General features: G+C 65.0%; 22 protein-coding genes. 11 read left to right on the top strand and 11 right to left on the bottom strand.

From position 1 onward, the window contains the following. The first annotated feature begins 122 nt into the window (after positions 1-122). The 4 genes from LCM4576_RS32235 (at position 123) to LCM4576_RS32250 (ending at position 3,060) form a co-directional block, all read left to right on the top strand. Positions 123-1,676: an alpha/beta fold hydrolase gene (locus tag LCM4576_RS32235; RefSeq protein ID WP_071036360.1), complete on the top strand. Its 1,554-nt coding sequence runs from the start codon at positions 123-125 to the stop codon at positions 1,674-1,676. Between the two features lie 108 nt (positions 1,677-1,784). After that, on the top strand, positions 1,785-2,258 hold the full coding sequence (locus LCM4576_RS32240; RefSeq protein WP_071036754.1) for a carboxymuconolactone decarboxylase family protein: 474 nt from the start codon (positions 1,785-1,787) through the stop codon (positions 2,256-2,258). Positions 2,259-2,334: 76 nt separating this feature from the next. After that, entirely contained in the window at positions 2,335-2,697 is a 363-nt protein-coding gene (locus LCM4576_RS32245) for a nuclear transport factor 2 family protein (protein ID WP_040986271.1), read from the top strand. A gap of 48 nt (positions 2,698-2,745) precedes the next feature. After that, on the top strand, positions 2,746-3,060 hold the full coding sequence (locus LCM4576_RS32250; protein WP_071036361.1) for a hypothetical protein: 315 nt from the start codon (positions 2,746-2,748) through the stop codon (positions 3,058-3,060). A gap of 174 nt (positions 3,061-3,234) precedes the next feature. On the opposite strand, the gene LCM4576_RS32255 is transcribed toward LCM4576_RS32250, so the two are convergent. The 7 genes from LCM4576_RS32255 to LCM4576_RS32285 all read right to left on the bottom strand — a co-directional run bounded on the left by LCM4576_RS32255 (position 3,235) and on the right by LCM4576_RS32285 (position 10,652). Next, positions 3,235-4,662: a gamma-aminobutyraldehyde dehydrogenase gene (locus LCM4576_RS32255; RefSeq protein ID WP_041001431.1), complete on the bottom strand. Its 1,428-nt coding sequence runs from the start codon at positions 4,660-4,662 to the stop codon at positions 3,235-3,237. Positions 4,663-4,765: 103 nt separating this feature from the next. Then, positions 4,766-5,581, bottom strand: a complete 816-nt coding sequence (locus LCM4576_RS32260; RefSeq protein ID WP_040986084.1) for an ABC transporter permease — start codon at positions 5,579-5,581, stop codon at positions 4,766-4,768. Beyond that, positions 5,571-6,539: an ABC transporter permease gene (locus tag LCM4576_RS32265; protein ID WP_071036362.1), complete on the bottom strand. Its 969-nt coding sequence runs from the start codon at positions 6,537-6,539 to the stop codon at positions 5,571-5,573. The genes LCM4576_RS32260 and LCM4576_RS32265 overlap by 11 nt, the downstream gene beginning before the upstream one ends. After that, on the bottom strand, positions 6,536-7,534 hold the full coding sequence (locus LCM4576_RS32270) for an ABC transporter ATP-binding protein (RefSeq protein WP_071036363.1): 999 nt from the start codon (positions 7,532-7,534) through the stop codon (positions 6,536-6,538). The genes LCM4576_RS32265 and LCM4576_RS32270 overlap by 4 nt, the downstream gene beginning before the upstream one ends. 191 nt (positions 7,535-7,725) lie before the next feature. Next, positions 7,726-8,880, bottom strand: a complete 1,155-nt coding sequence (locus tag LCM4576_RS32275; RefSeq protein ID WP_071036364.1) for an ABC transporter substrate-binding protein — start codon at positions 8,878-8,880, stop codon at positions 7,726-7,728. Positions 8,881-9,067: 187 nt separating this feature from the next. Then, positions 9,068-9,979 carry a LysR substrate-binding domain-containing protein gene (locus LCM4576_RS32280; RefSeq protein WP_071036365.1) on the bottom strand — a complete coding sequence of 304 codons (912 nt, stop codon included), beginning with the start codon at positions 9,977-9,979 and terminating at the stop codon, positions 9,068-9,070. 73 nt (positions 9,980-10,052) lie between these two features. Further along, on the bottom strand, positions 10,053-10,652 hold the full coding sequence (locus tag LCM4576_RS32285; RefSeq protein WP_071036366.1) for a class I SAM-dependent methyltransferase: 600 nt from the start codon (positions 10,650-10,652) through the stop codon (positions 10,053-10,055). Positions 10,653-10,867: 215 nt separating this feature from the next. Here LCM4576_RS32285 and LCM4576_RS32290 point away from each other — a divergent pair, with 215 nt between their 5' ends. The 4 genes from LCM4576_RS32290 (at position 10,868) to LCM4576_RS32305 (ending at position 14,296) form a co-directional block, all read left to right on the top strand. Further along, complete coding sequence (locus LCM4576_RS32290; RefSeq protein WP_041008202.1) at positions 10,868-11,542, top strand: response regulator transcription factor; 675 nt, start codon at positions 10,868-10,870, stop codon at positions 11,540-11,542. Then, positions 11,539-12,891 carry a HAMP domain-containing sensor histidine kinase gene (locus LCM4576_RS32295; protein WP_071036367.1) on the top strand — a complete coding sequence of 451 codons (1,353 nt, stop codon included), beginning with the start codon at positions 11,539-11,541 and terminating at the stop codon, positions 12,889-12,891. Before LCM4576_RS32290 ends, LCM4576_RS32295 begins: the two co-directional genes overlap by 4 nt. 69 nt (positions 12,892-12,960) lie before the next feature. Beyond that, the gene (locus LCM4576_RS32300; RefSeq protein ID WP_071036368.1) at positions 12,961-13,410 is read left to right on the top strand and encodes an Rrf2 family transcriptional regulator; all 450 of its coding nucleotides are present in this window, start codon (positions 12,961-12,963) and stop codon (positions 13,408-13,410) included. Further along, on the top strand, positions 13,400-14,296 hold the full coding sequence (locus LCM4576_RS32305) for an NAD(P)/FAD-dependent oxidoreductase (protein WP_071036369.1): 897 nt from the start codon (positions 13,400-13,402) through the stop codon (positions 14,294-14,296). Before LCM4576_RS32300 ends, LCM4576_RS32305 begins: the two co-directional genes overlap by 11 nt. A 20-nt stretch (positions 14,297-14,316) precedes the next feature. On the opposite strand, the gene LCM4576_RS32310 is transcribed toward LCM4576_RS32305, so the two are convergent. Then, the gene (locus LCM4576_RS32310) at positions 14,317-15,081 is read right to left on the bottom strand and encodes a DeoR/GlpR family DNA-binding transcription regulator (RefSeq protein WP_071036370.1); all 765 of its coding nucleotides are present in this window, start codon (positions 15,079-15,081) and stop codon (positions 14,317-14,319) included. Between the two features lie 386 nt (positions 15,082-15,467). Here LCM4576_RS32310 and LCM4576_RS32315 point away from each other — a divergent pair, with 386 nt between their 5' ends. Next, a complete protein-coding gene (locus LCM4576_RS32315) occupies positions 15,468-16,352 on the top strand; it encodes a phosphotransferase family protein (RefSeq protein WP_071036371.1) in 885 nt (294 codons plus the stop codon). After that, complete coding sequence (locus LCM4576_RS32320; RefSeq protein ID WP_071036372.1) at positions 16,349-18,802, top strand: FAD-dependent oxidoreductase; 2,454 nt, start codon at positions 16,349-16,351, stop codon at positions 18,800-18,802. Before LCM4576_RS32315 ends, LCM4576_RS32320 begins: the two co-directional genes overlap by 4 nt. Positions 18,803-18,817: 15 nt before the next feature. Here LCM4576_RS32320 and LCM4576_RS32325 read toward each other — a convergent pair whose 3' ends face one another. Next, positions 18,818-19,450 (bottom strand): class I SAM-dependent methyltransferase, encoded by a 633-nt coding sequence (locus tag LCM4576_RS32325; protein WP_071036755.1) that lies wholly within the window; start codon positions 19,448-19,450, stop codon positions 18,818-18,820. A 97-nt stretch (positions 19,451-19,547) separates the two neighbouring features. Here LCM4576_RS32325 and LCM4576_RS32330 point away from each other — a divergent pair, with 97 nt between their 5' ends. Beyond that, a complete protein-coding gene (locus tag LCM4576_RS32330; RefSeq protein ID WP_071036373.1) occupies positions 19,548-20,450 on the top strand; it encodes a phosphotransferase family protein in 903 nt (300 codons plus the stop codon). A gap of 10 nt (positions 20,451-20,460) precedes the next feature. On the opposite strand, the gene LCM4576_RS32335 is transcribed toward LCM4576_RS32330, so the two are convergent. Continuing rightward, positions 20,461-20,934: a DUF805 domain-containing protein gene (locus tag LCM4576_RS32335; protein WP_071036374.1), complete on the bottom strand. Its 474-nt coding sequence runs from the start codon at positions 20,932-20,934 to the stop codon at positions 20,461-20,463. A gap of 361 nt (positions 20,935-21,295) precedes the next feature. Next, positions 21,296-22,219, bottom strand: a complete 924-nt coding sequence (locus LCM4576_RS32340) for a DMT family transporter (protein ID WP_071036375.1) — start codon at positions 22,217-22,219, stop codon at positions 21,296-21,298. Positions 22,220-22,368: the final 149 nt, after the last annotated feature.

Consider the following 22,368-nt stretch of genomic DNA (forward strand, 5'->3'; position numbering starts at 1 on the left):
CCGGACAAACTCCCGTTCGCCGAACGTCTTATATTCCCGCTTTCTAAAGTTCTTCTGCCTTAGACGGACCATTTCTGCTATGGTCGGCGACAGGAAATCGTCTGGCCGGGCGGGTAGTTTGCGTGAGGCCGATCGAGACCAGATACGCGCGCAGCGGAGAGGTGCGGATCGCCTATCAGGTGGTCGGCCAGGGTGCGTTCGACCTGGTCTTCGTGCCGGGCTTCATCTCCAATCTCGATCTGCATTGGGAAGACGAAGGCTACAGCCGCCTGTTGAAACGGCTTTCCGCCTTCTCGCGGCTGATCCTGTTCGACAAGCGCGGCACCGGGCTTTCCGACCGCGTCGACAGCCGCCTCCTGCCCAGTCTGGAGACCCGCATGGACGACGTGCGCGCGGTGATGGACGCCGCCGGCAGCGGCCGGGCGGCGATCCTCGGCGCCTCGGAAGGCGCGCCGATGGCGATGCTGTTCGCCGCCACCTATCCGGAGCGGACGCGGGCGCTCGTGCTTTATGGCGGCTATGCGCATTTCCACAGATGGGTGATGCCGCCGGAGCGTCTGGAAGCCTTCATCGAGATGGCGGAGACATCGTGGGGCACTGGCGCGACCTTGCCCAATTTCGCGCCGGGCCGGGTCGACGACGCTCATTTCGCCCAATGGTGGGCCCGGTTCGAGCGATTGTCGGCCAGCCCGACGGCCGCGGCAGCGCTTGCCCGCATGAACGCCGATGTCGACGTGCGCGATATCCTGGCGATGATCAGCGCGCCGACGCTGCTCATCCATCGCCGCAACGACGCGCGGGTCGACCCCGACGCCAGCCGCTTCCTTGCAAAGAAGATCCCGCATGCCCGGCTGGTCGAGATAGCGGGGCGCGAYCATCCGATCTGGACCGGCGATGTCGATCGCGTGGCCGACCTGATCGAGGAATGTCTCACCGGGGAACCTGCGGTAGCCGACACCGAGCGCGTGCTGGCGGCGCTGCTGGTGACGCGGATCTATGACACGGCCAAGCTCGGCGACCGCATGTGGAGCGAGCGCAGCCAGCGCTTCCAGGAAACCTGGCGGCTTTTGGTCGGGCGCCACGGCGGACGCGCGGCCGGCACGCATGGTGAATTGATGGTGTCGCGCTTCGACGGACCGGCGCGCGCCATACGCTGCGCCGCGGCGCTGCGCGAGGCGGCGCAGCAGATCGGCGTGGCGAGCGCGCAAGGCGCGCATGTCGGCGAGATCGAAACGCGCGGCCAGCCGGTCGGGCTGACCGCGCGGGTGACCATGCAGCTCGCCGCCCATGCGCGGCGCGGCGACATCCTGGCTTCGCGGCTGGTCGCCGATCTCGCGGTGGGCTCCGGCCTGCATTTCGTCGATGCTGGCCGCGTCAGCCTCGATGAGCTGGATGAGCCTGTGCCGGTGGTTCTGGCGACGTCGGAGCAGCATCTGGAGCCGGCCTGCCGGCCCAAGGGAAGGCCGGCCGAGCCGATGGCGCTGACGGCGCGGGAAAGCGAGGTGGTGAACCTGATCGCCGACGGCAAGAGCAATGCCGCGATCGCCGCCGAGCTCAGCCTCAGCGAGCATACGGTCAAGCGGCACGTCGCCAACATCCTGCTCAAGCTCGACCTGCCGTCGCGGGCGGCGGCGGCGGCTTTTTCGGCGAGGCATGCTGGCCCGGACGGGCCATGAAAGCCATGGCGCTTTCGGGGGAAGCGCCCGGAGCGCCRCAAGCAGTACGAATTCTTCCCATGCAGGCCGGGCGATGTCGCCGTGACGGCACTGCGAATGGAGGATGAAATGCTGAAACTCAGTCGCAAGATCGGATTGCTGGCATTTGCCGCGGGCGCATTGCTGGCCGTAAGTTCGGCGCATGCCGAAGACGCGTCGGCCACTGCCGCCTACAAGGACATCCAGGCCACGCTCGGCTCGGTGCCCGACATGTTCAAGACGCTTCCCGACGTCGCCGTTGCCGGCGCCTGGGCCGAGATCAAGGGCGTCCAGCTCAACCCCAACACCGCGCTCAACGGCAAGACCAAGGAGCTGATGGGTCTGGCGGTCGCCTCGCAGATCCCCTGCCAGTACTGCATCTATTTCCACACGCTGGCGGCCAAGGCCAACGGCGCCAGCGACGAGGAGATCAAGGAGGCCGTGGCGATGGCGGCGATCGTGCGCCACTGGTCGACGATGCTCAACGGCAGCCAGGTCGATCTCGCCACCTTCAAGAAGCAGACCGACGACCTGTTCGCGGCAGTCAAAGCCAAGTCGCAGTGAACGAAATCCTGCCCGGCGAATGCCGGGCAGCTCCCACGTCAACCGCCCGATCGAAGACGGGCATATGGAGGATGACATGCTGACCAAGACAGGAAACGTAGACGGCGCGGCGATCAAGAAGGCGATCGAAGGCCGGGACGGCAAGCTCTTGTCGAGCTTCTACACCGACGACGCGCTGGTGCGGGTGATCGACCGCAACAATCCGCCGAGCAAGCCGCGCGAGATCCGCGGCCGCGCGGCGATCAGCACTTTCTGGGACGACATCTGCAGCCGGGCCATGACCCACAAGGTCGACACCACGATCGCCGAGGGCGACAGCCTCGCCTTCACCCAGGCCTGCGCCTACCCGGACGGCACGAAGGTGTTCTGCGCGGCGATGCTGGAGCTGAAGGGTGGCCGCATCGCGCGGCAGACCGTCGTGCAGGCCTGGGACGAGTAGCGGGCAGATCAACAGCGGCCTCGGCCGCAAATTTGGAGGAGAAGGAAGATGTTCAGCGCCAGATGGCAGATAGACGCGAAGTTCGGGCACAAGCAGACGGCACTCGAGCTGATGCGAAAATGGGAACGCGAGATCGGTTCGCAAGTCGGCATCGCCGATCTGGGATTCCAGATCATGACCGGCTCTATCGGTGCGCGGGAAGCGACGATCGAATCCCACCACCAGGTCAAGAGCCTCGCCCAACTGGAAGAGTTCTTCGCCAAGATCGCCAAGATCGAAGCGCACGCCAAATGGGGCAAGGAGCTTGAGCCTTATGTGGTGTCGGGCACCAGCCTCTGGCAGATCTTCCGGATCATCGAGTAGCACCTCTACCTCTCCCCTTGTGGAGAGGTCGGATTGCCCCGAATTGCTCTTCGCAATTCGGCTGGCAATCCGGGTGGAGGGGTAAGCCGGTGCCAAGCTGGAACACCCCTCATCCGTCTCGGCGCTACGCGCCGATCCACCTTCTCCCCCTAGGGGGAGAAGGGGGAGCCCGGTTTACCCGTGCGCCACCATCACGTGGCGGACGGCGGTGTAGTCTTCCAGCGCGTAGAGCGACATGTCCTTGCCGTAGCCGGATTGCTTGAGGCCGCCATGCGGCATCTCGTTGGTCAGCATGAAGTGGGTGTTGATCCAGGTGCAGCCATATTGCAGGCGGGCGGCGGTCGCCATGGCGCGCGAGACATCCTTGGTCCACACCGACGAGGCGAGGCCGTAGTCGCTGTCGTTCGCCCAGGTCACCGCTTCGTCGACATCCGAGAAACGGGTAACCGAGACGACCGGGCCGAAGACTTCGCGGCGCACGATCTCGTCCTCCTGCAGCGCGCCGGCGACGACCGTCGGCTGATAGTAGAAGCCGGAGCCCTCGCCCGGCTTGCCGCCGGTGGTGATCTCGATGTGCTTCAGCTCCGAGGCGCGCTCGACGAAGCTCGACACGCGGTCGCGCTGGCGGCGCGAGATCAGCGGGCCGATCTCGTTCTCGGTGTCGTCCGGCTGGTTGTATTTGATGGTGGAGACGGCGGAAGAGAGATCGGCGACGAGCTTGTCGTAGATCTTCTTGCCGGCATAGATGCGGCAGGCGGCGGTACAGTCCTGGCCGGCATTGTAATAGCCGAAGGCACGCAGGCCACTCACCACCGCGCCAAGGTCGGCGTCGTCGAAGACGATCACCGGCGCCTTGCCGCCGAGCTCCAGATGCGTGCGCTTGACCGACTTGGCGGCCGCCTGCAGCACCTTCTTGCCGGTGGCGACGTCGCCGGTGATCGAGATCATGTTGACCTTGGGGTGGTTGATCAGCGTGTTGCCGACGCTGTCGCCGCGGCCGAGCACGACATTGACGACGCCTTCTGGAAGCACCTCGGCAAGGATCTTCGCCAACTTCAGCGTGGTCAGCGGCGTCTGTTCCGACGGCTTGAAGACGACCGTGTTGCCGCCGCCGATCGCCGGCGCCAGTTTCCAGGCCATCATCATCAGCGGATAGTTCCAGGGCGCGATGGAAGCGACGATACCGACCGGATCACGCCGCACCATCGAGGTGTGGCCAGCAATATATTCGCCGGCCACCTGTCCGGGCATCGACCGGACCGCGCCGGCGAAGAAGCGGTAGCAGTCGACGATCGCCGGGATCTCGTCATTGAGCACGGCGTTGATCGGCTTGCCGCAATTCAGCGCCTCGAGCGCGGCGAATTCCTTTGCCTCCGCCTCGATGCGGTCAGCGATCTTCAGGAGATAGCCCGAACGCTGCGCCGGCGTGGTGCGCGACCAACTGGCGAAGGCCTTCTCGGCGGCCAGAACCGCCGCCTCGATCTGCGCCGGGCTCGCTTCCGGCAGGTTGAGGATCGTCGCGCCGGTCTTCGGATTGAGGATCGGCTCCTCGGTTTCGGTGCCCTTCTCGAAGGTCGAGCCGATCAGCATCTGGGTGTCCATAAACGTTCTCCCTGAACAGGAGCGAGTAGCGAATAGTGAATAGCGAATAGGGTTGACCGCCGATCTTCCCTATTCGCTATTCGCTACTCCCTATCCGCTGTTTTCATTTTCCACTCCCCGCGATCTGGTCGCCGTCGCGGGTCAGGTAATAGGCAAAGAGGATGGGCAGCAGCGTCACCAGCACGACGACCATGGCCACGACATTGGTGACCGGGCGCTGGCGCGGGCGGATCAGTTCCTCAAGCATCCAGATCGGCACGGTCTGCTGCTGGCCGGCRGTGAAGGTGGTGACGATCACTTCGTCGAAGGAGAGCGCGAAGGCCAGCATGCCGCCGGCAAGCAATGCGGTGGCGATGTTGGGCAGCACGACATGCCGGAAGGTTTGGAAACCGTCGGCGCCGAGGTCCATCGAGGCCTCGATCATCGAGCCGGAGGTGCGGCGGAAACGGGCGACGGCGTTGTTGTAGACGACGACCACGCAGAAGGTGGCGTGGCCGAGCACGATCGTCCAGAACGAGAAGGGGATGTCGGCCAGCGCGAAGGCCGAGCGCAGCGCGATGCCTGTGATGATGCCGGGCAGCGCGATCGGCAGGATGACCAGCAGCGAGATGGCCTCACGGCCGAAGAAGCGCGTTTGCGAGACGGCTGCTGCGCAAAGCGTGCCGAGCACCAGCGCGATCGCCGTCGAGATGGCGGCGACGCGCACCGACAGCGACAGCGCATCCCACACGTCCGGCCGGTTCCAGGTGACGGCGAACCACTGCGTGGTGAGCCCCGGCGGCGGCCAGACAAAACTCTTCTCCTCCGTCGTGAAGGCGTAGACGAAGATCAGGAGGATCGGCAGGTGCAGGAAGAGCAGGCCGCAGGCGGCGGCGATCTTCAGGCCGAGCGGAGCACGTTGACCACGGTCAGAGCGCATCGAAAGCCCCCATGCGCTTGGCGCCCCAGAGGTAGAAGCCCATGATGACGATGGGCACCACGGTGAAGGCGGCGGCCAAGGGAATGTTGCYGGCGGTGCCCTGCTGCGAATAGACGGCCTGGCCGATGAAGAGGCGCGAGGTGCCGATGATCTGCGGGATGATGTAGTCGCCGAGYGTCAGCGAGAAGGTGAAGATCGAACCGGCGACGATGCCCGGCAGCGCCAGCGGGAACAGCACGTTGCGGAAGGTCTGTCCCGGCGAGGCGCCGAGATCGGATGAGGCCTCGACCAGATTGCCGGGCACGCGCTCAAGTGCGGCCTGAACCGRCAGGATCATGAAGGGCAGCCAGACATAGACGAAGACGATGAAGGTGCCGGTGAAGGAGACCGACAGCGAGTTGCCGCCGACGATCGGCAGCGACAGCCACGCATCGAGCAGCCAGAGCAGGTTCAGCTTGGCGAGCAGCCAGGTGAGGATGCCTTCCTTGGCKAGGATCAGCTTCCAGGCGTAGATCTTGACAAGGTAGCTCGACCAGAGCGGCAGCATGACGCCGAGATAGAACAGCGCCTTCCAGCGGCCGCGCGCATAGCGCGCCGCGTAATAGGCGATGGGGAAGGCGATGACCGCGGAGGCGAGCGTGACGAGCGCCGCCATCGTCACCGTGCGCAGGATGATGTCGAGATTGGCGGCCTGGAACAGGTCGCCATAGGTCTTCAGCGTGAACTCGCGGTTGATGAGGCCGGAGAACTCGTCGATCGAGAAGAAGCTCTGTGCCAGCAGGGCAAAGAGCGAGCCGATATAGACGATGCCGAGCCACAGGAGCGGCGGGGCGAGCAWCAGCGTGAGCAGGAATTTCGGCCGGCGCCAGAAGAGGTCGGAGAGCCCGCCGCGCAGTCCGCCGCTGCCGGGCAGGATGGCGGGGGTGGGCGCGCGAGAGACGACGGCGTCGAGGCTCATGCCGGCTCRTCCATCAGATGCAGGCTATCGCGGTTGAAGGTGAGCATCACCGCCTCGCCTTCCGCCGGCAGCGCCGTGCCCGCCGGCACGACCGCATGCAGTCTCAACCCATCGGCATCGAGCGCCAGCCTTGTGGTGGCGCCGAGATAGTTGGTGCCGACCAGGCGCGCCGCGACGCCGTCGCCGCTGGCCGCRCTGGCGACGCGGATGGACTCCGGCCRCAGGCTTCCCCAGCGGCGTTGGCCGGAATAACGCTGGACGAAATCCGGCGGCAGCACGTTGGACGAGCCGACGAAATCAGCGACGAAGCGCGTGTTCGGGCGCTGGTAGATATCCTCCGGCGTGCCGACCTGCATGATCCTGCCATCGTTGAAGACGGCGACGCGGTCGGCCATCGACAGCGCCTCGCCCTGGTCGTGGGTGACGAAGACGAAGGTGATGCCGAGCACCTTCTGCAGCGACTTCAATTCCTCCTGCATGTTCTCGCGCAGCTTGAGGTCGAGCGCGCCGAGCGGCTCGTCGAGCAGCAACACCTTGGGCTGGTTGACCAGCGCGCGGGCGAGCGCGACGCGCTGGCGCTGGCCGCCGGAGAGCTGGCCGGGACGGCGCGCGCCATAACCCGGCAGGCGCACCAGCGACAGCGCCTCGTCCGCCGCCTTCAAGCGCTCGGCCTTGCCGACACCCTTGACCATCAGGCCGTAGGCGACGTTGTCGAGCACGTTGAGATGCGGGAACAGCGCATAGTCCTGGAAGACGGTGTTGACGTTGCGGCGATAGGGCGGAACGCCTTCGGCGCGCTCGCCGAAGATGGAAATCGAGCCCGCCGTCGGCTGCTCAAAGCCAGCGATCAGGCGCAGGCAGGTCGTCTTGCCGGAACCGGACGGCCCAAGCATGGCGAAGAACTCACCCGGCGCGATCTCCAGATCCACCGCGTCGACGGCGCGAACGCTGCCGAAATGGCGCGAGACTTGTTTGAAGGAAACAGCGGAGGTCATGGACTGTCCTGAAGTTTCAGGGCTCTCAAATTTGAGCGTATGCGCTGCCCTCATCCGCCTGCCAGCGCCTTCTCCCCATGAAGGACGGGGAGAAGGGATTAGCGGCTACGCCGGCGATCCCCCTCTCCCCGTTCTTCACGGGGAGAGGGTAAGGGTGAGGGGCAGCGCCAAACGTCTAAAGGCTAGGCAACTCACCGCCCGCCRATGACGCCGATATAATCCGACACCCAGCGATAGTAGGGCACGCACTGGTCGTTCTGGCTGGCGCATTTCGACACCGGGGTCTTCCAGAACTTGATCTTGTCGAAATTGTCGTAGCCGTTGGTCTTGCAGCCTTCGTCGGTCAAAAGCTCGTTGCCCTTGCWGGCGGCGGGCACGACGGGCAGCGAGCCGAACCAGGCCGAGACGTCGCCCTGGACCTTCGGCGACAACGAGTGCTCGAGCCACATATAGGCGCAGTTCGGATGAGCGGCGTCGGCTTCCATCATGGTGGTGTCAGCCCAACCGGTGACGCCTTCCTCCGGCACGGTCGAGGCGACCGGCTTCTTGGCGGCGACCAGCGTGTTGACCTGATAGGGCCAGGAGCCGGAAGCGACCACGCCTTCGTTCTGGAAATCGTCGACCTGGATCGCGGCATCATGCCAGTAGCGGCCGACCAGCGTTCGCTGGGTGCGCAGGAGATCGAGCGCCGCCTTGTACTGGTCTTCGTTCAGCTCGTAAGGATCCTTGATGCCGAGTTCCGGCTTGTGGAACATCAGGTAATTGGCGGCATCCGCGATGTGGATCGGACCGTCATAAGCCTGGACGCGGCCCTTGTTCGACTTGCCGTCGGGCAGCTTCATTTCCTCGAAGACGACGTTCCAGCTCTTGGGCGCTTCCTTGAAGACGTCGGTGTTGTACATCAGGATGTTCGGGCCCCACTGATAGGGAACGCCGTAATGCACCTTGTCGACGGTGAACCAGGGCGCGTCCTTCAGGCGGTCGTCGACCGTTTTCCAGCTCGGGATCAGATCGGTGTTGATCGGCTGCACGCGCTTGCCGGCGACGAGGCGCAGGGATGCATCGCCCGAAGCGGTGACGAGGTCGAAACCGCCCTCGTTCATCAGCGAGACCATCTCGTCCGACGTGTTGGCGGTCTTGACGTTGACCTTGCAGCCGCTTTCCTTCTCGAAAGCCGTCACCCAGTCATAGTTCTTATCGGTCTCGCCGCGCTCGATGTAGCCCGGCCAGGCAACGATGTTGACCTGCCCCTCGCCCTTGCCGAGTTCCTTGACCTGGGCCATGGCCTGACCGGAAAAAGTCAGCGCGACAGTCAGCGCCGTGCACGACTTCAGGAATGCATTCATCGTCGATCTCCCATTGCTAGGGGCAGCGCTCTCAGGGCGCGGCTTTGTTCCCTGGGCGAAAGGTGCGGTGAAAAATCCGGTTTCGCAAATTCATTTATCAGAAAGCCGATATCGATTTTTCCGATAGTTATATTGGACGCAATTCCGAACGGAAAACCGCTTCACACTTTTCCTGGAATTGCTCTGATCACAGCCGCTGCCGCGCCATTCGCTGCGACTGCGCGAGGCCGATGAAGTCGCGCGCAGCCTGCGGCAGGCCGGAGCCGCGGCGCCAGACCGTGCCGACCTGGACCACCGGCAGTGACCCGGAAACATCACGCGACTCGATGCGGTCGCCTTCCAGCGACCAGGGCCGATAGACGAGGTCGGGCAAGAGCGCCACGCCGGCGCCCGTGGCGACAAGGCTGCGCACCGCTTCCACCGATCGCGTGCGGAAGGCGACATGGGGTCTCGCGCCGATCGCCGACAGCAATTTGCCGGTGTTTTCCTCGATCTCGTCGACGGTGAGCATGATCAGCGGCTCGGACGCGATGTCGCCGATCGAGATGATGTCGGCGCTGGCGAGCCTGTGGCTGAGCGGGATCCACAGCCGGTAGGCCGAGACCTCCAGGATTTCCGACTGCAGCGCCGTGCGGTCGCGCAGGTTGGACGTCACCATGACGGCGATGTCGAGCTTGCCGCCGACCAGAAGGTGCTCGAGATAGTCGCCATTGTCCTCGATCGCCGAGACCTCGACRCCGGGATAGGCGCGGCGGTAGCGGGCAAGCAGGTCGGACAGGACGTAGCCGGCGACCAGCGAAGTGACGCCGAGCTGCAGGCGGCCGCCGGCGGCGGCCTGCTCGCTGGAGAAGGAACGGCGCGCATCGGAGACATCGGCCAGGATCTTGGTCGCGTGGCGCAGGAACTGGTGGCCCTTGTGCGTGATGTTCAAGCCGCGCGGATGGCGTTCAAACAGCTCGACGCCGAGGTCACTCTCCAATTCCTTGATCGCCTCGGTGACCGAGGATTGCGAAATCGACAGGTTCTGCGCGGCGCCCGAGACGGTGCCCTGCTCGGCGACGGCGACGAAGAACTGCAATTGGCGGATGGTGAAGGCCATGGCCGGACTAAACACCGGCGCGCGCGGGAAGGAAAGCCGGCGCAGCCCCGTTGTTTATGCCGGTGAAGTTCGCTCATGCGAAACGCCAGTCATAGGTGTCGAGACCCTTGATCCTGGAGACGCGATAGACCGTCGCCGGCGGGAAGTTGCGCAAGGTGCCGCCGATGCGGACCGCCTCGAGGTCGAGCCTGTCGAGAGCGGCCTGGTCGAAGGGGCAGCGGYGGCCATAAGTGAACTGATAGAGAGCCGCGCCTGGCCGCAGACTGGCAAAGACGCCTTCCAGGATCGCGGATGATTTGCGCGGCGATATCAGCCGAAAGGGCAATCCGCTGACCACCGCGCCGACGACAGGGCCATCGAACAGCGRCAGATGGCGCAGGCCGACCGCGTCCATCTCGACAATGCGCRCCGAAGGGAAGCGGCGCGCGAGCAGAGCGRCAAAATCCGGATCGGACTCGACCAGCGTCAGGTCGTTTTCGYGCACGCCGCGCCGCAGCAGGGCGCGGGTGAAAGGACCGGTGCCCGGCCCGAGCTCCAGCACCGGACCCGTGTCGGGGCCGATCTCGCGCGTCATCAGCGCCGCCAGGCTCGGACTGGAGGGCGTGACCGAGCCCATACGGAAGGGCGCCAGCGTCCAGGCCTTCAGGAAGGACAAAGCGTCATTTGCAGGCATGTTGACCTCATTGCTTACGCGGGCGATTCGAGTTGCCCGGCACGGACGAGGCGCTGTTTGGAGGTCACGGATTGCATGGACATTGCGAACGGCGTGGCTTCGCGAAAGAAAAAGTTCGCCACCGGCGGCAAGAACTGGCGCCATGTTTATGCAATCTTGGCGCGGTAGCCGGCCAGGCAAGAATTGTAAGAGATGGGACTGCAAGAGGTCTTTGAATGCGTATCCTGCTGGTCGAGGACGAGCCGGAAATGGTTTCGGCGCTGCGGGCGGCGCTGAGGCGGCACGACATGGTGGTCGACCATGCCGGCTCGCTGCTGGAAGCGGAAGGGTTCGTCGCCGTCGACGGCTATGACGCGATCCTGCTCGACCGGCAGTTGCCGGACGGCGACGGGCTGACGCTGGTGCCGAAGCTTCGCGCCGCCAGAAACACGACGCCGGTGCTGATGCTGACGGCCCGGGGCGACACCGCCGACAAGGTCGACGGGCTCGACATGGGCGCCGACGACTATCTGGCCAAGCCTTTCGCCTTCGAGGAGTTGCTGGCCCGGCTGAGGGCATTGCTGAGGCGCCCGGCGGCGATCGAGACGCAAACGATCCGCGCCGGCCATCTTTCGCTCGATGTCGGCCACCGCGAGGCCTCGATCCGCGGCGAGCCCCTCGCCTTGCCGCGCCGCGAACTGCTGGTGCTGGAAGCGCTGATGCGGCGAACGGGGCGCATGGTGCAGCGCGAGGCCCTGATGGAGGCCGTGTTCGGGCTGGACGACGAGATCCAGTCCAACGCGCTCGATACCCATGTCTCGCGGCTGCGCCGCAAGCTCAGCGAAGCCGATGGCGGGGTCGTCATCAACGGCATACGCGGTGTCGGCTACCTGCTGCGCGAGACCACATGAACCTTCGCCGGCCGCGTTCGCTGAAATGGAGCCTGGTGCTGCGCATCRCCATCCTGCAATGCGTGATGCTGACGCTCATCATCGCCGGCATCATCGGCGCAATGCTCGCCACCGGCATCATTCCGCACGATTATGAGGACGGCACGATGGACGTRCTGGCGGATGCGGTGGTCCGCGACGCCAACGGGGCGCTGGTGCTGAAGGAAAATTCCGATCTGACCAAGTTGCGGTCGGATGTCCCGGACCTCTGGTTCATCATACGCGACAAGGACGGGCACCGGCTTCAAGAAGGCACCGTGCCGGTTGCCTACCAGCCGTTCGTCGGATTGCTGGACAACATCAGCGATGCCCGCATCGACCTTGCCATCGGCGAAGCGGCGCCGCCGGGCGGCAAGATCCGCTGGACCGACACGGCGGCCGGCAATATCCAGATCATGAGCGGCACCAAGGGCGAGCTTTCGTTGCTGCGCGTTCTCGGGCAGGCGCCGGAACTCTTCCTGCAAGGGATTTTGCCGCTGGCCGGGCTGATGGCGCTGGYGACGCTGTTCGCGACGCCCTGGGTGGTGCGCGGCGCGCTTTCCGGCCTCGGCAACGCGGCGCGCGCGGCGGAGCAGATCGAGATCGACAAGCGCGGCGTGCAACTGCCGCTGGACGGCGTGCCGAAGGAAGTCACGCCGCTGGTCGACGCGGTCAACGCCGCCCTATCGCGCCTCGATGCCGGTTATGCGCGGCACAAGCGCTTCCTGACCGACGCCRCGCATGAGCTCAGAACGCCGGTCGCCATCCTCAACACGCGGCTCGCCGCGCTGCCGGCGACACCCGAGCGCGCCAGGCTCCTGCAGGACGCAGCGCGGCTGTCGACACTCGCCGACCAGTTGCTCGACCTGCAGCGGCTCGATCGCCAGGCCGAGCATTTCGGGCCGGTCGACCTGGTCCTTCTTGCCCGAAACGTCGTGGTCGACCTGGCGCCGTTGGCCTTCGCCGTCGGCTACGAGATGGCGTTCGAGCCGGCCAAGGAAAAGCTTGTCGTGCGCGGCGACCGCACGGCGATCGAGCGCGCCGTGACCAATCTCATCCAGAACGCGATCGACCATGGCGGCAAGGCCGGTCGCATCACCATCAGCGTCCGCCCGCCCGCGGTGATCGAGGTGCAGGACGAAGGCGACGGCGTGCCGGCATCCGAACGCGAGCGGATATTCGAGCCCTTCTACCGCCTGCACCCGCAGGATCATGGCGCCGGCCTCGRCCTCAACCTCGTCCGCGACCTGATGCAACTGCATGGCGGCAAGGTCGAGGTGCTCGACGGCAAGCAGGGCGGAGCCTGCTTCCGGATGATTTTCCCGAGCTGATGCACAGGCTTGCCGTCGCAGCAGTCCGGCCGGTTTGACATCGGCATGATTCGTAACTAACTAAGTTACATGAAACGCAATAGCCGACTGTCCTCGACCCTGCACATTCTCGTCCATATGGCCGAGGCGCCTGACCGGGCGCTGACGTCCGAAGAGCTAGCCGGCTTCATCCACACCAATCCGGTAGTGGTGCGCCGCACCATCGCCGGGCTGCGGGAGGCGGGCATCGTCACTTCGTCGCGCGGCCATGGCGGCGGCTGGCAGCTCGGCCGCGCGCCGGACAGRATTTCGCTGGCCGAGATCAGCGCCGCGCTTGGCGWGACGCTGTTGCCGTTCAGCACCGAACCGGAAAGCCCCGGATGCCTGGTCGAGCAGGCGGTGATCGCCGTGCTCGACGATTTCCGCCTCGAGGCGGAAAGGCTGCTCGCCGAGCGGCTCAGCCATATCACGCTGGCCGACCTGACGGCCGATTTCCGCCGCCGTTATGACCTGATTGGAGTATCCAGCCATGCATTATGATGTCATCGTCGTGGGCGGCAGCTTTGCCGGGCTCTCCGCCGCCATGTATGYGGCGCGGGGCCGACGCAAGGTGCTGGTGATCGACGCCGGCCAGCCGCGAAATCGCTTTGCCGAGCACTCGCATGGCTTCTTCGGCCAGGACGGACGGGCGCCGGCGGACATACTKGGCGAGGCCAGGGCACAGCTGCTTGCCTATCCGGCTGTCACGATGATCGAGGGCCGCGCCAGGCGGGCCGCCATCGCCGGTACCGGCTTCGAGGTCGAGATGGACAATGGCGAGGGTTTCGGCGCGACGCGGCTGGTGCTCGCCACCGGCGTCCGGGACATCCTGCCGGACGTTCCCGGACTTGCCGGGCAGTGGGGCAAGACGGTRCTGCATTGCCCCTATTGCCACGGTTACGAGGTGGCCGGCGGGCCGCTCGGCGTGCTGGCCACCGGACCGATGTCGCTGCACCAGGCCGAGCTGATCTCCGACTGGGGCGACGTCACGCTGTTCGCCGACGGCTTGTTCGAGCCGGACGCGGACCAGGCGCGGGTCTTGGAGAAGCGCAACATCCGCTTCGAGCCGGAGAAGGTGAGCGAGGTGCGGGACGACGGCTCCGGCGGCCTGGTCGTCAGGCTCGATGGAAACCGCAGCGCAAGCGTGCGGGCGCTGTTCACCGCGCCGCGCAACGAAATGGCAAGTCCGCTGGCCGAGCAGCTGGGCTGCGCCTTCAACGAAGGCCCGCTTGGCCGGGCGATCGTCGTGGACGACAAGCAGCAGACATCGGTGCCCGGCGTGTTCGCGGCCGGAGACGCGGCGCGGATGATGCACAACATCGCCTTCGCGGTGTCCGGTGGCGCGATGGCCGGAGTTGCGGCACATCAGTCGCTGGTGTTCGGTTAGCCTTATTTCCTTGGCTGACGTCAGGCCGCCGCAATGGTCAGGCGCGCCCCGGCATGGGTCAGCGCGGCGGCGATGTCGGGCGGCGGCRGCTGGTCGGTGGCGAGCTCGGAAAAGCCGTYGAAGCCRCAGACCCTGACCAGCCCCTGACGGCCGAACTTGGTATGGTCGGTGACGACCAGCGAGCGCTGGCCACGCGACAGCACCATGCGGGCGAACTCCGCCTCCTCCAGCTCGTAGTCGGTCAGGCCGGCAGCGGCATCGACCGCGCCGATCGAGATCACCGCATGATCGACCGAAAAGCGGCTGACGAACTCGATCGCCGAAATGCCGAAAGCAGCACCCGAATCGCTGCGCAGCTCGCCTCCCGCCATATAGACCTTGTTGCCGTTCACCGTCGCCAGCGTGCGGGCAATGTCGGAGGAATTGGTGACCACCGTCAGCCGGCGATGGCCGAGCAGCTCTCGCGCCAGGAAGGATGTGGTCGTGCCGGTATCGAGCATGATCGCCTCGCCGTCACGGATCGTGGCCGCGACCATCCTGGCGATCAGCCGCTTGGCTTCCGCATTCTCGCGCATGCGCCGCTCGAACGGCGCCTCGCCCACCATCGAGGCAAGGCCGACGGCGCCATGCATCTTCAGCACCGACCCGTCATCGGCGAGCGGCCTGACGTCGCGCCGCACCGTTTCCAGCGAGACGCCGAGACGTTCGGCGAGGCTGGCAATGCTGATCGTGCCCTCCTCGCTGAGAAGCCGCAGGATTTCGCCATGCCGTTTCGAATGGATCATATGGATGTCCGGAAATTTTGACCGAATTTAAGGTTTTGGCAACGCTTTGAAAGGAGTCGCTTATATTTTCGGGCAAAACACCCAAAAAAGGTCACAGCTTTTGATTGACAGCTCTGYCACGCCGGCATGACACTGCCCCCGTGACAGGTTCGGAACTRCCACGGGAGGGTGATGGCAGAGCCGCAGCCTAGTGACCAGATCGCCTGGAACCAGCCGGGCGCGAGCTTTTATCGAATCCGCGGGGGCGGATGCCGGGATACCATGCCTGGCCAAGGGGCTCGTCGGTGCGGTGCGGGATACCGATCCTGGCGTCTCGCACCGACGAGGCTTTTTTGTTTTGTCCCATCGTCATTTTCCGCGGGACCGGCTGAGGCCGGAGCGAAGCCGTGAGTGCCGAAGACCGCATCCGCGCCCTGCCGTGCTGGAACGGCAGCATCGAGATCGAGCCGCTGCCGGGTGGCCTCAGCAACGCCAATTTTGTCGTCACCGATGCGGCCGGGCGGCATGTCGTGCGCTTCGGCCAGGACTTCCCGTTCCACCACGTCTTTCGCGAGCGCGAGGTGATGACGGYGCGGGCGGCGCATGCGGCGGGCTTCGCGCCGGCCGTGCACTATGCCGAGCCCGGCATCCTGGTGACGGAATTCCTCGGCGCCAAGACCTTCCTCGCCGAAGACGTGCGAGCTAATCTCGACCGTGTCGCCGGGCTGCTGCGCGCGTTCCATCGCGAGATGCCGAACCACGTCTCCGGCGCCGGCTTCATGTTCTGGGTGTTCCACGTCATCCGCGACTATGCGCGCACGCTGGACGAAGGCGGCAGCCGCAAGAAGGATCAGTTGCCGCGCTATCTTTCGCTCGCCGACGAGCTCGAGCGGGCACAGAAGCTGTTGCCGATCGTCTTCGGCCACAACGATCTTTTGCCGGCCAATATCCTCGACGATGGCAGGCGGCTGTGGCTGATCGATTTCGAATATGCCGGCTTCAACACGGCGATGTTCGATCTTGCCGGCGCCGCCTCCAATGCCGGCCTGAGCGATGACGAATCCTTCGCCTTCCTGACCGCCTATTTCATGAAGGAGCCGGATAGCGAAATCCGCCGCTCGCATGCCGCCATGCAATGCGCCTCGCTGCTGCGCGAAGCGATGTGGAGCATGGTCTCCGAGCTTTATCTCGACGCGCCCGGCATCGACTATGTCGCCTATACCGAGGAAAACCTCGTCCGGCTCGACGCGGCGCTGGAGAACTACCGGACGAAATACGGGACCAAGCCATGACCTTGCCCAGCCATGCCGAGATCGTCGTCATCGGCGGCGGCATCATCGGCTGCTCCACCGCCTATCATCTGGCGCGCGACCACAAGGCCGACGTCGTTCTGCTCGAGCAGGGCAAGCTGACCTCGGGCTCGACCTGGCACGCCGCCGGCCTGGTCGGGCAGTTGCGCTCGTCGGCCTCGATCACGCGGGTGCTCAAATATTCGGTCGAGCTCTACAAGGGCCTCGAGGCCGAGACCGGCCTGGCGACCGGCTGGAAGATGACCGGGTGCCTGCGGCTGGCAACCAACGCCGACCGCTGGACCGAGTTCAAGCGGCTGGCGACCACGGCCAAAAGCTTCGGCATGGACATGCAGCTTCTGTCGCCGGCGGAAGTGAAGCGCATGTGGCCGCTGATGGAGACCGGCGACCTAGTCGGCGCCTCGTGGCTGCCGACCGACGGCCAGGCAAGCCCGTCCGACATCGCCCAGTCGCTCGCCAAAGGCGCGCGCATGCATGGCGCTAAATTGTTCGAGGACGTGCGCGTCACCGGCTTCACGATGAAGGACGGCCGCATCGCCGCGGTGAAGACCTCAAAAGGCGACATCGCTTGCGACAAGGTGGTGAACTGCGCCGGGCAGTGGGCAAGGCAGGTCGGCGCGATGGCCGGCATCAACGTGCCGCTGCAGCCGGTCAAGCATCAGTACATCATCACCGAGAAGATCGATGGGCTCGCCAACGACGCGCCTACGATCCGCGACCCCGACCGCCGCATCTATTTCAAGGAAGAGGTCGGCGGGCTGGTGATGGGCGGCTATGAGCCCAACCCGCAGGCCTGGGCAACCGGGCTTCCCGGCGGCGAYGTTCCCAACGACTGGGAATTCCGCCTGTTCGACGACGACTACGATCATTTCGAACAGCATATGAGCCAGGCGATCGCGCGTGTTCCGGCTCTGCAGACCGCCGGCGTCAAGCAGATGATCAACGGCCCCGAAAGCTTCACGCCGGACGGCAATTTCATCCTCGGCGTGGCGCCCGAATGTTCCAATATGTTCGTCGGCGCCGGCTTCAACGCCTTCGGCATCGCCTCGGGCGGCGGCGCCGGCTGGGTGCTGGCGCAATGGGTGGTCGACGGCGAGGCGCCGCTCGACCTGTGGGTGGTCGACATCAGGCGCTTCTCCAGCCTGCATCGCGACCGCGACTGGGTCCGCGACCGCACGCTGGAAGCCTATGGCAAGCATTACACGATCGGCTTCCCGCATGAGGAATATCTATCGGGACGGCCGCGCATCGTCTCGCCGCTCTATGAGCGGCTGAAGACGCATCGCGCCGTGTTCGGCTCCAAGCTCGGCTGGGAACGGCCGAACTGGTTCGCGCCGGATGGCGTAGCCGCCGAGGACGTCTATTCGATGGGCCGGCAGAACTGGTTCGGGCCAGTCGGTGACGAACACCGTCATGTGCGTGAGAAGGTCGGCATCTTCGACCAGTCCTCCTTCGCCAAATACGAGCTGACCGGCGCCGACGCTCTGAAGGCGCTCGACTGGATCTGCGCCAACGATGTCAACAAGCCGGCCGGACGGCTCACCTACACGCAGTTGCTCAACACGCGCGGCGGCATCGAGGCCGACCTCACCGTGTCGCGGCTCGGCGAGGACCGGTTCTACATCGTCACCGGCACCGGCTTCCGCACGCATGACCTGTCCTGGATCAGCGACCATATCGGCTCCGGCCTCAACGCCAGACTGAAGGATGTCACGGAAGAGTACGGCACGCTGTCGCTGATGGGCCCGCGCGCCCGCGACGTGGTGTCGGCGGTGACGGATGCCGACATCTCGAACGCCGCCTTCCCCTTCGGCCATGCGCGCGAAATCGAAATTGCGGGCCATAGCGTGAAGGCGTTGCGCGTCACCTATGTCGGCGAGCTCGGCTGGGAGCTGCATGTGCCGATCGCCGCCACCGGCGAGGTTTTCGATGCGCTGATGGCGGCCGGCAAGCCGCATGGCATTCGCCCGGTCGGCTACCGGGCGCTGGAGTCGCTCAGGCTGGAAAAGGGCTATCGCGCCTGGGGCTCCGACATCACGCCGAACGACACGCCGCTGGAAGCGGGGCTCGGCTGGGCGGTGAAGCTTCGCAAGAACATCGACTTCGTCGGGCGGAGAGCGCTGGAGAAAGCGGCCGGCAAGGCGCCGACGAAACGCTTTGCCGGCTTCACGGTGGACGACCCGGAGGTCGTGCTGGTCGGGCGCGAGACGATCCTGCGCAATGGCGAGCCGGTCGGYTATCTTACCAGCGGCGGCTACGGCTATACGGTGGAGAAGAACATCGGCTACGGCTATGTGCGCGATGCCGACGGCGTCAGGGACGACTTCCTCGCCTCTGGCGACTACGAGCTGGTGGTGGCGATGGAACGCACGCCGGCCAAGATCCATCTCGAGGCGCTGTACGACCCGGCCGGCGCGAAGACAAAGGCCTGATCCGCGCAGCGCGGGTCAGCTGACGCGCAGCGCCAGGCAACGGCTCGGCACGGTGTCGCCCTCGCCGGGCATCGAGGCATAAGGTCGCGTCTCCTCGAGGCGGCTTACCGCGCCGCGTGCTTCCAGCTCGGCGATCCGCTCCGCGAAACCGGCATCCCACAGTGTGTTCTTCACCGTCAGCACGATGACGCCGCCCGGCCGGCAGATGCGGATCAACTCGTCTAGGCCCTCGACCCCGACATGGCCCGAGGTGAAGACGCCCGCAGAGATGATGCCGGCATAGGCGCCGTCGGCGAAGGGCAGAACATCGCCCATCGCCAGGCGGTGCAGCGCCGTGTAGACGCCCTTGGCGCCGGCCTTGTCCAGCATGCCTTGGGAGATGTCGAGCGCCTCGACCCTTGGATAGCCGGTGATGGCGAGCCACTCGCCGATCAGGCCGGTGCCGGCACCGGCGTCGAGCAAGGGTTCGGCGCCGCGCGGCAGGTGGCGGGCCAGCAGCGCCAGGCAGATCGTCGGATGGCGATAGCCGGCGGCCGACATGTCGGCATCGTAGGTCTCGGCCCAACCGTCATAGACCGCGGCGACCTCGTCCGRCCGGGTCGCGGCATAGGCCGCGCTTAGTGAGCCGTTGTGCTTGCCGTCCGCCATTGCCGCTCCCGCCGTCGATTCGCGTCCGCCATGGTAGCCAAGCGGCAAAAACTGTGGAACCGTTCCGCCATAAAACATGGCGTGATGGTAAAGGGGGATGAGGATGGACGAGGCGCGCGCGGCGCTGGCCGCCATTCCGGCGCTTGCCGGGTACGAGGGTCCGCTGGAGCGGCTGGGCGGCCTTACCAACCGTGTCTACAGGGTCGGCGAGGTCTGCCTGCGCATCCCCGGCAAGGGTACAGAAGAATATATCAACCGCGCCAACGAGGCAGTAGCGGCGCGCGAGGCGGCCAAAGCCGGCGTCAGCCCCGAGGTGCTCTATTTTGATCCCGCATCCGGCCTGATGGCGACGCGCCTCATCGCCGGCGCGGAGACGATGTCGCCCGAGAAATTCAAGACGCGGCCGGGCAGCCCCGCGCGGGCGGGCCAGGCCTTCCGCAAGCTGCATTCATCGGGCGCCGCCTTTTCCTTCCGCTTCGAGCTGTTTGCCATGATCGACGACTATCTCAAGGTCCTGTCGACAAAGGATGTCGCACTGCCTTCGGGCTATCACGACGTGGTGCGCGAGGCGGACAGCGTGCGGGACGCGCTCGCCGCCCATCCGATCCCGCTCGCCGCCTGCCATTGCGATCCGCTGTGCGAGAACTTCCTCGATACGGGCGATCGCATGTGGATCGTCGACTGGGAATATTCCGGCATGAACGATCCGCTGTGGGACCTCGGCGACCTCTCGGTCGAGGGCAGGTTCGATACCGCTCAGGACGAGGAATTGATGCGCGCCTATTTCGGTGGCGAGGCGCGGCCGGCCGAGCGCGGCCGCGTCGTCATCTACAAGGCGATGTGCGACCTGCTCTGGACGCTGTGGGGACTGATCCAGCTCRCCAACGACAATCCCGCCGACGATTTCCGCGCCTATGCCGACGGCCGCTTCGCCCGCTGCAAGGCGCTGATGGAGAGAACTGAATTCTCACGCCACCTGGCGGCAGTGCGCCTGGGCTAGAGCCGGCGCTCTACCTGAAAACCCTCTGGATCTCGTTCAACGACCCTGTTTCGTCGGACTTTCTGCAATACCAGACGAGCAGTGCGATGGTGCCGATGGGGAACAATCCCGCAAGCAGCTGATGCCAGCCGCTTCTGTTGATGTCATGCAGCCGGCGCGCGGTCATGGCAAGTGTCGGCAGAAGGACGGCAAGATTCCAAAGCGACGAGACGGCTTCGTTTCMCACAAAGATATCGACTATACCCATAAGAACGGCAACGATGATAATGAAGAGGTAGGAATACCAGAATTCCGAGCGACTGGCCCTGCCGGAAAAGTCCACGTAATTTCGGAAAAAGCTTGCAATCGCTTCACCGAAGTTCATCGAAGGAGGCGTGTCCCCGAAACGATTGGCGCCGGCTGGCGGCGCCCTCAAGACAAACAGYAATGGCAAGCCGATAATGATCAGAACTATAAGCCAATGCCATATCGAGAAACTGCCCATGATTTCCCCCCAAATAGCGCAATTTTCCAGGCTATAGATATCCTGCCGGCCCTGCCGGAATCAATCACAGATTGCATCCGGATGGCGATTTGCACCGCAGAAAACTTTCGTGAAGTTGCCGTGGTTTCTCAACACAGTGATTTTGAATTGCAAGCTTGTCGGGCAAGGCTATCAACGTCCGTTTGGGGTAGTCAGCGCAAACGCCGGCGATGAGCCGAAGGCTCCCGAACCTCGTCATTCCAGGGCGGAGCAAGGAGCGAAGCCCGTGGATGACGACCCTATAGGCGTCTCGGCCAATCGCCAAAGYATGGATATGCCAACGCACGCATAGCCGACCGGTCAAAATTTCTGTGCTAAGAAGCTAGTTCACGCCCTTGGGCACGTTCTCGGGCGGCACCTCGGTTTCCACTACCTTCTGGCGGTGGAAGATGAACATGCCGGCAAGCACGACGATCGCCGAGCCGATCAATATGCGGGACCCCGGGACATCGCCGAAGAACACGAGGCCGAAGACCACAGCCCATAGGAGCAGCGTGTAATGCAGCGGCGCCAGCGCCGAAGCCGGCGCCAGCTTCAGCGCCCTCGTGATCATCAGATGCGCGGCGCAAGAGACGACGCCGAGCAACAGCATGGCGCCGAAATCGAGCGCCGAGGGCGTGCGCCAGGCGCCGATGGTGAGCGCGCCGCCGACGATCAGCGTGCCGATCGTCTGCCAGGTGACCAAGGTCGTGTCGCTGGTGCCGCGCAGAAGGCGGCCGAGGATGATGGCGAAGCCGAAGGCGAGGCTGCCCACCAGCGCGAAGCCGGAGGACATGGAGRAAGCCGCGGTGGACGGCTTCAGGATGATCAGCACGCCGCAGAAGCCGACCAGGATCGCCAGCCAGCGCCGCCAGCCGACCTTTTCGCCAAGCAAAAGGTGCGACAGCGCCGCGACATAGATCGGCCCGGCCATGTAGAAGCTCATCACGTCGGCCAGCGGCAGGTAGACGACCGCGGCGTAGAAGAGCCCGGTGTCGGTGGTGGTGGCCACGACGCRCAGGAACTGCAAAAGCGGCCGGTCCATGTGGAACAGCTTGCCGGTGCCCTGGTTGGCGATCATCGGGCCGAGCACGATGAAGGCGCCGATCGAGCGGATCAGCACCACTTGTCCGACCGAGAAGGAAGCGACCAGCCATTTGCCCATCGCGTCGTTCAGCGCGAACATGAAGTCGCCGGCCAGCATCAACAGGATGCCGGCGAGCAACATGTTCCTGATCGTGAAATTGCGGGCGATGGTCTGGGCCATGCCGCTCCCTAGCCGCAAGCGGCCGGTTTGACGAGGGAAATCCGTAAGACCAGCGCCGGGAACCGGGGTTGGCCGAAACGCCACGAGCGTTCCGGCCAATCGCGAACCGTTCGTGATGCTTTGCCCCAGACCAAGCAGATCGCTGTGCG

Origin of the sequence: Mesorhizobium sp. LCM 4576 (genome assembly GCF_001854815.1) — a bacterium.
Taxonomy (GTDB): Bacteria; Pseudomonadota; Alphaproteobacteria; order Rhizobiales; family Rhizobiaceae; genus Mesorhizobium; species Mesorhizobium plurifarium.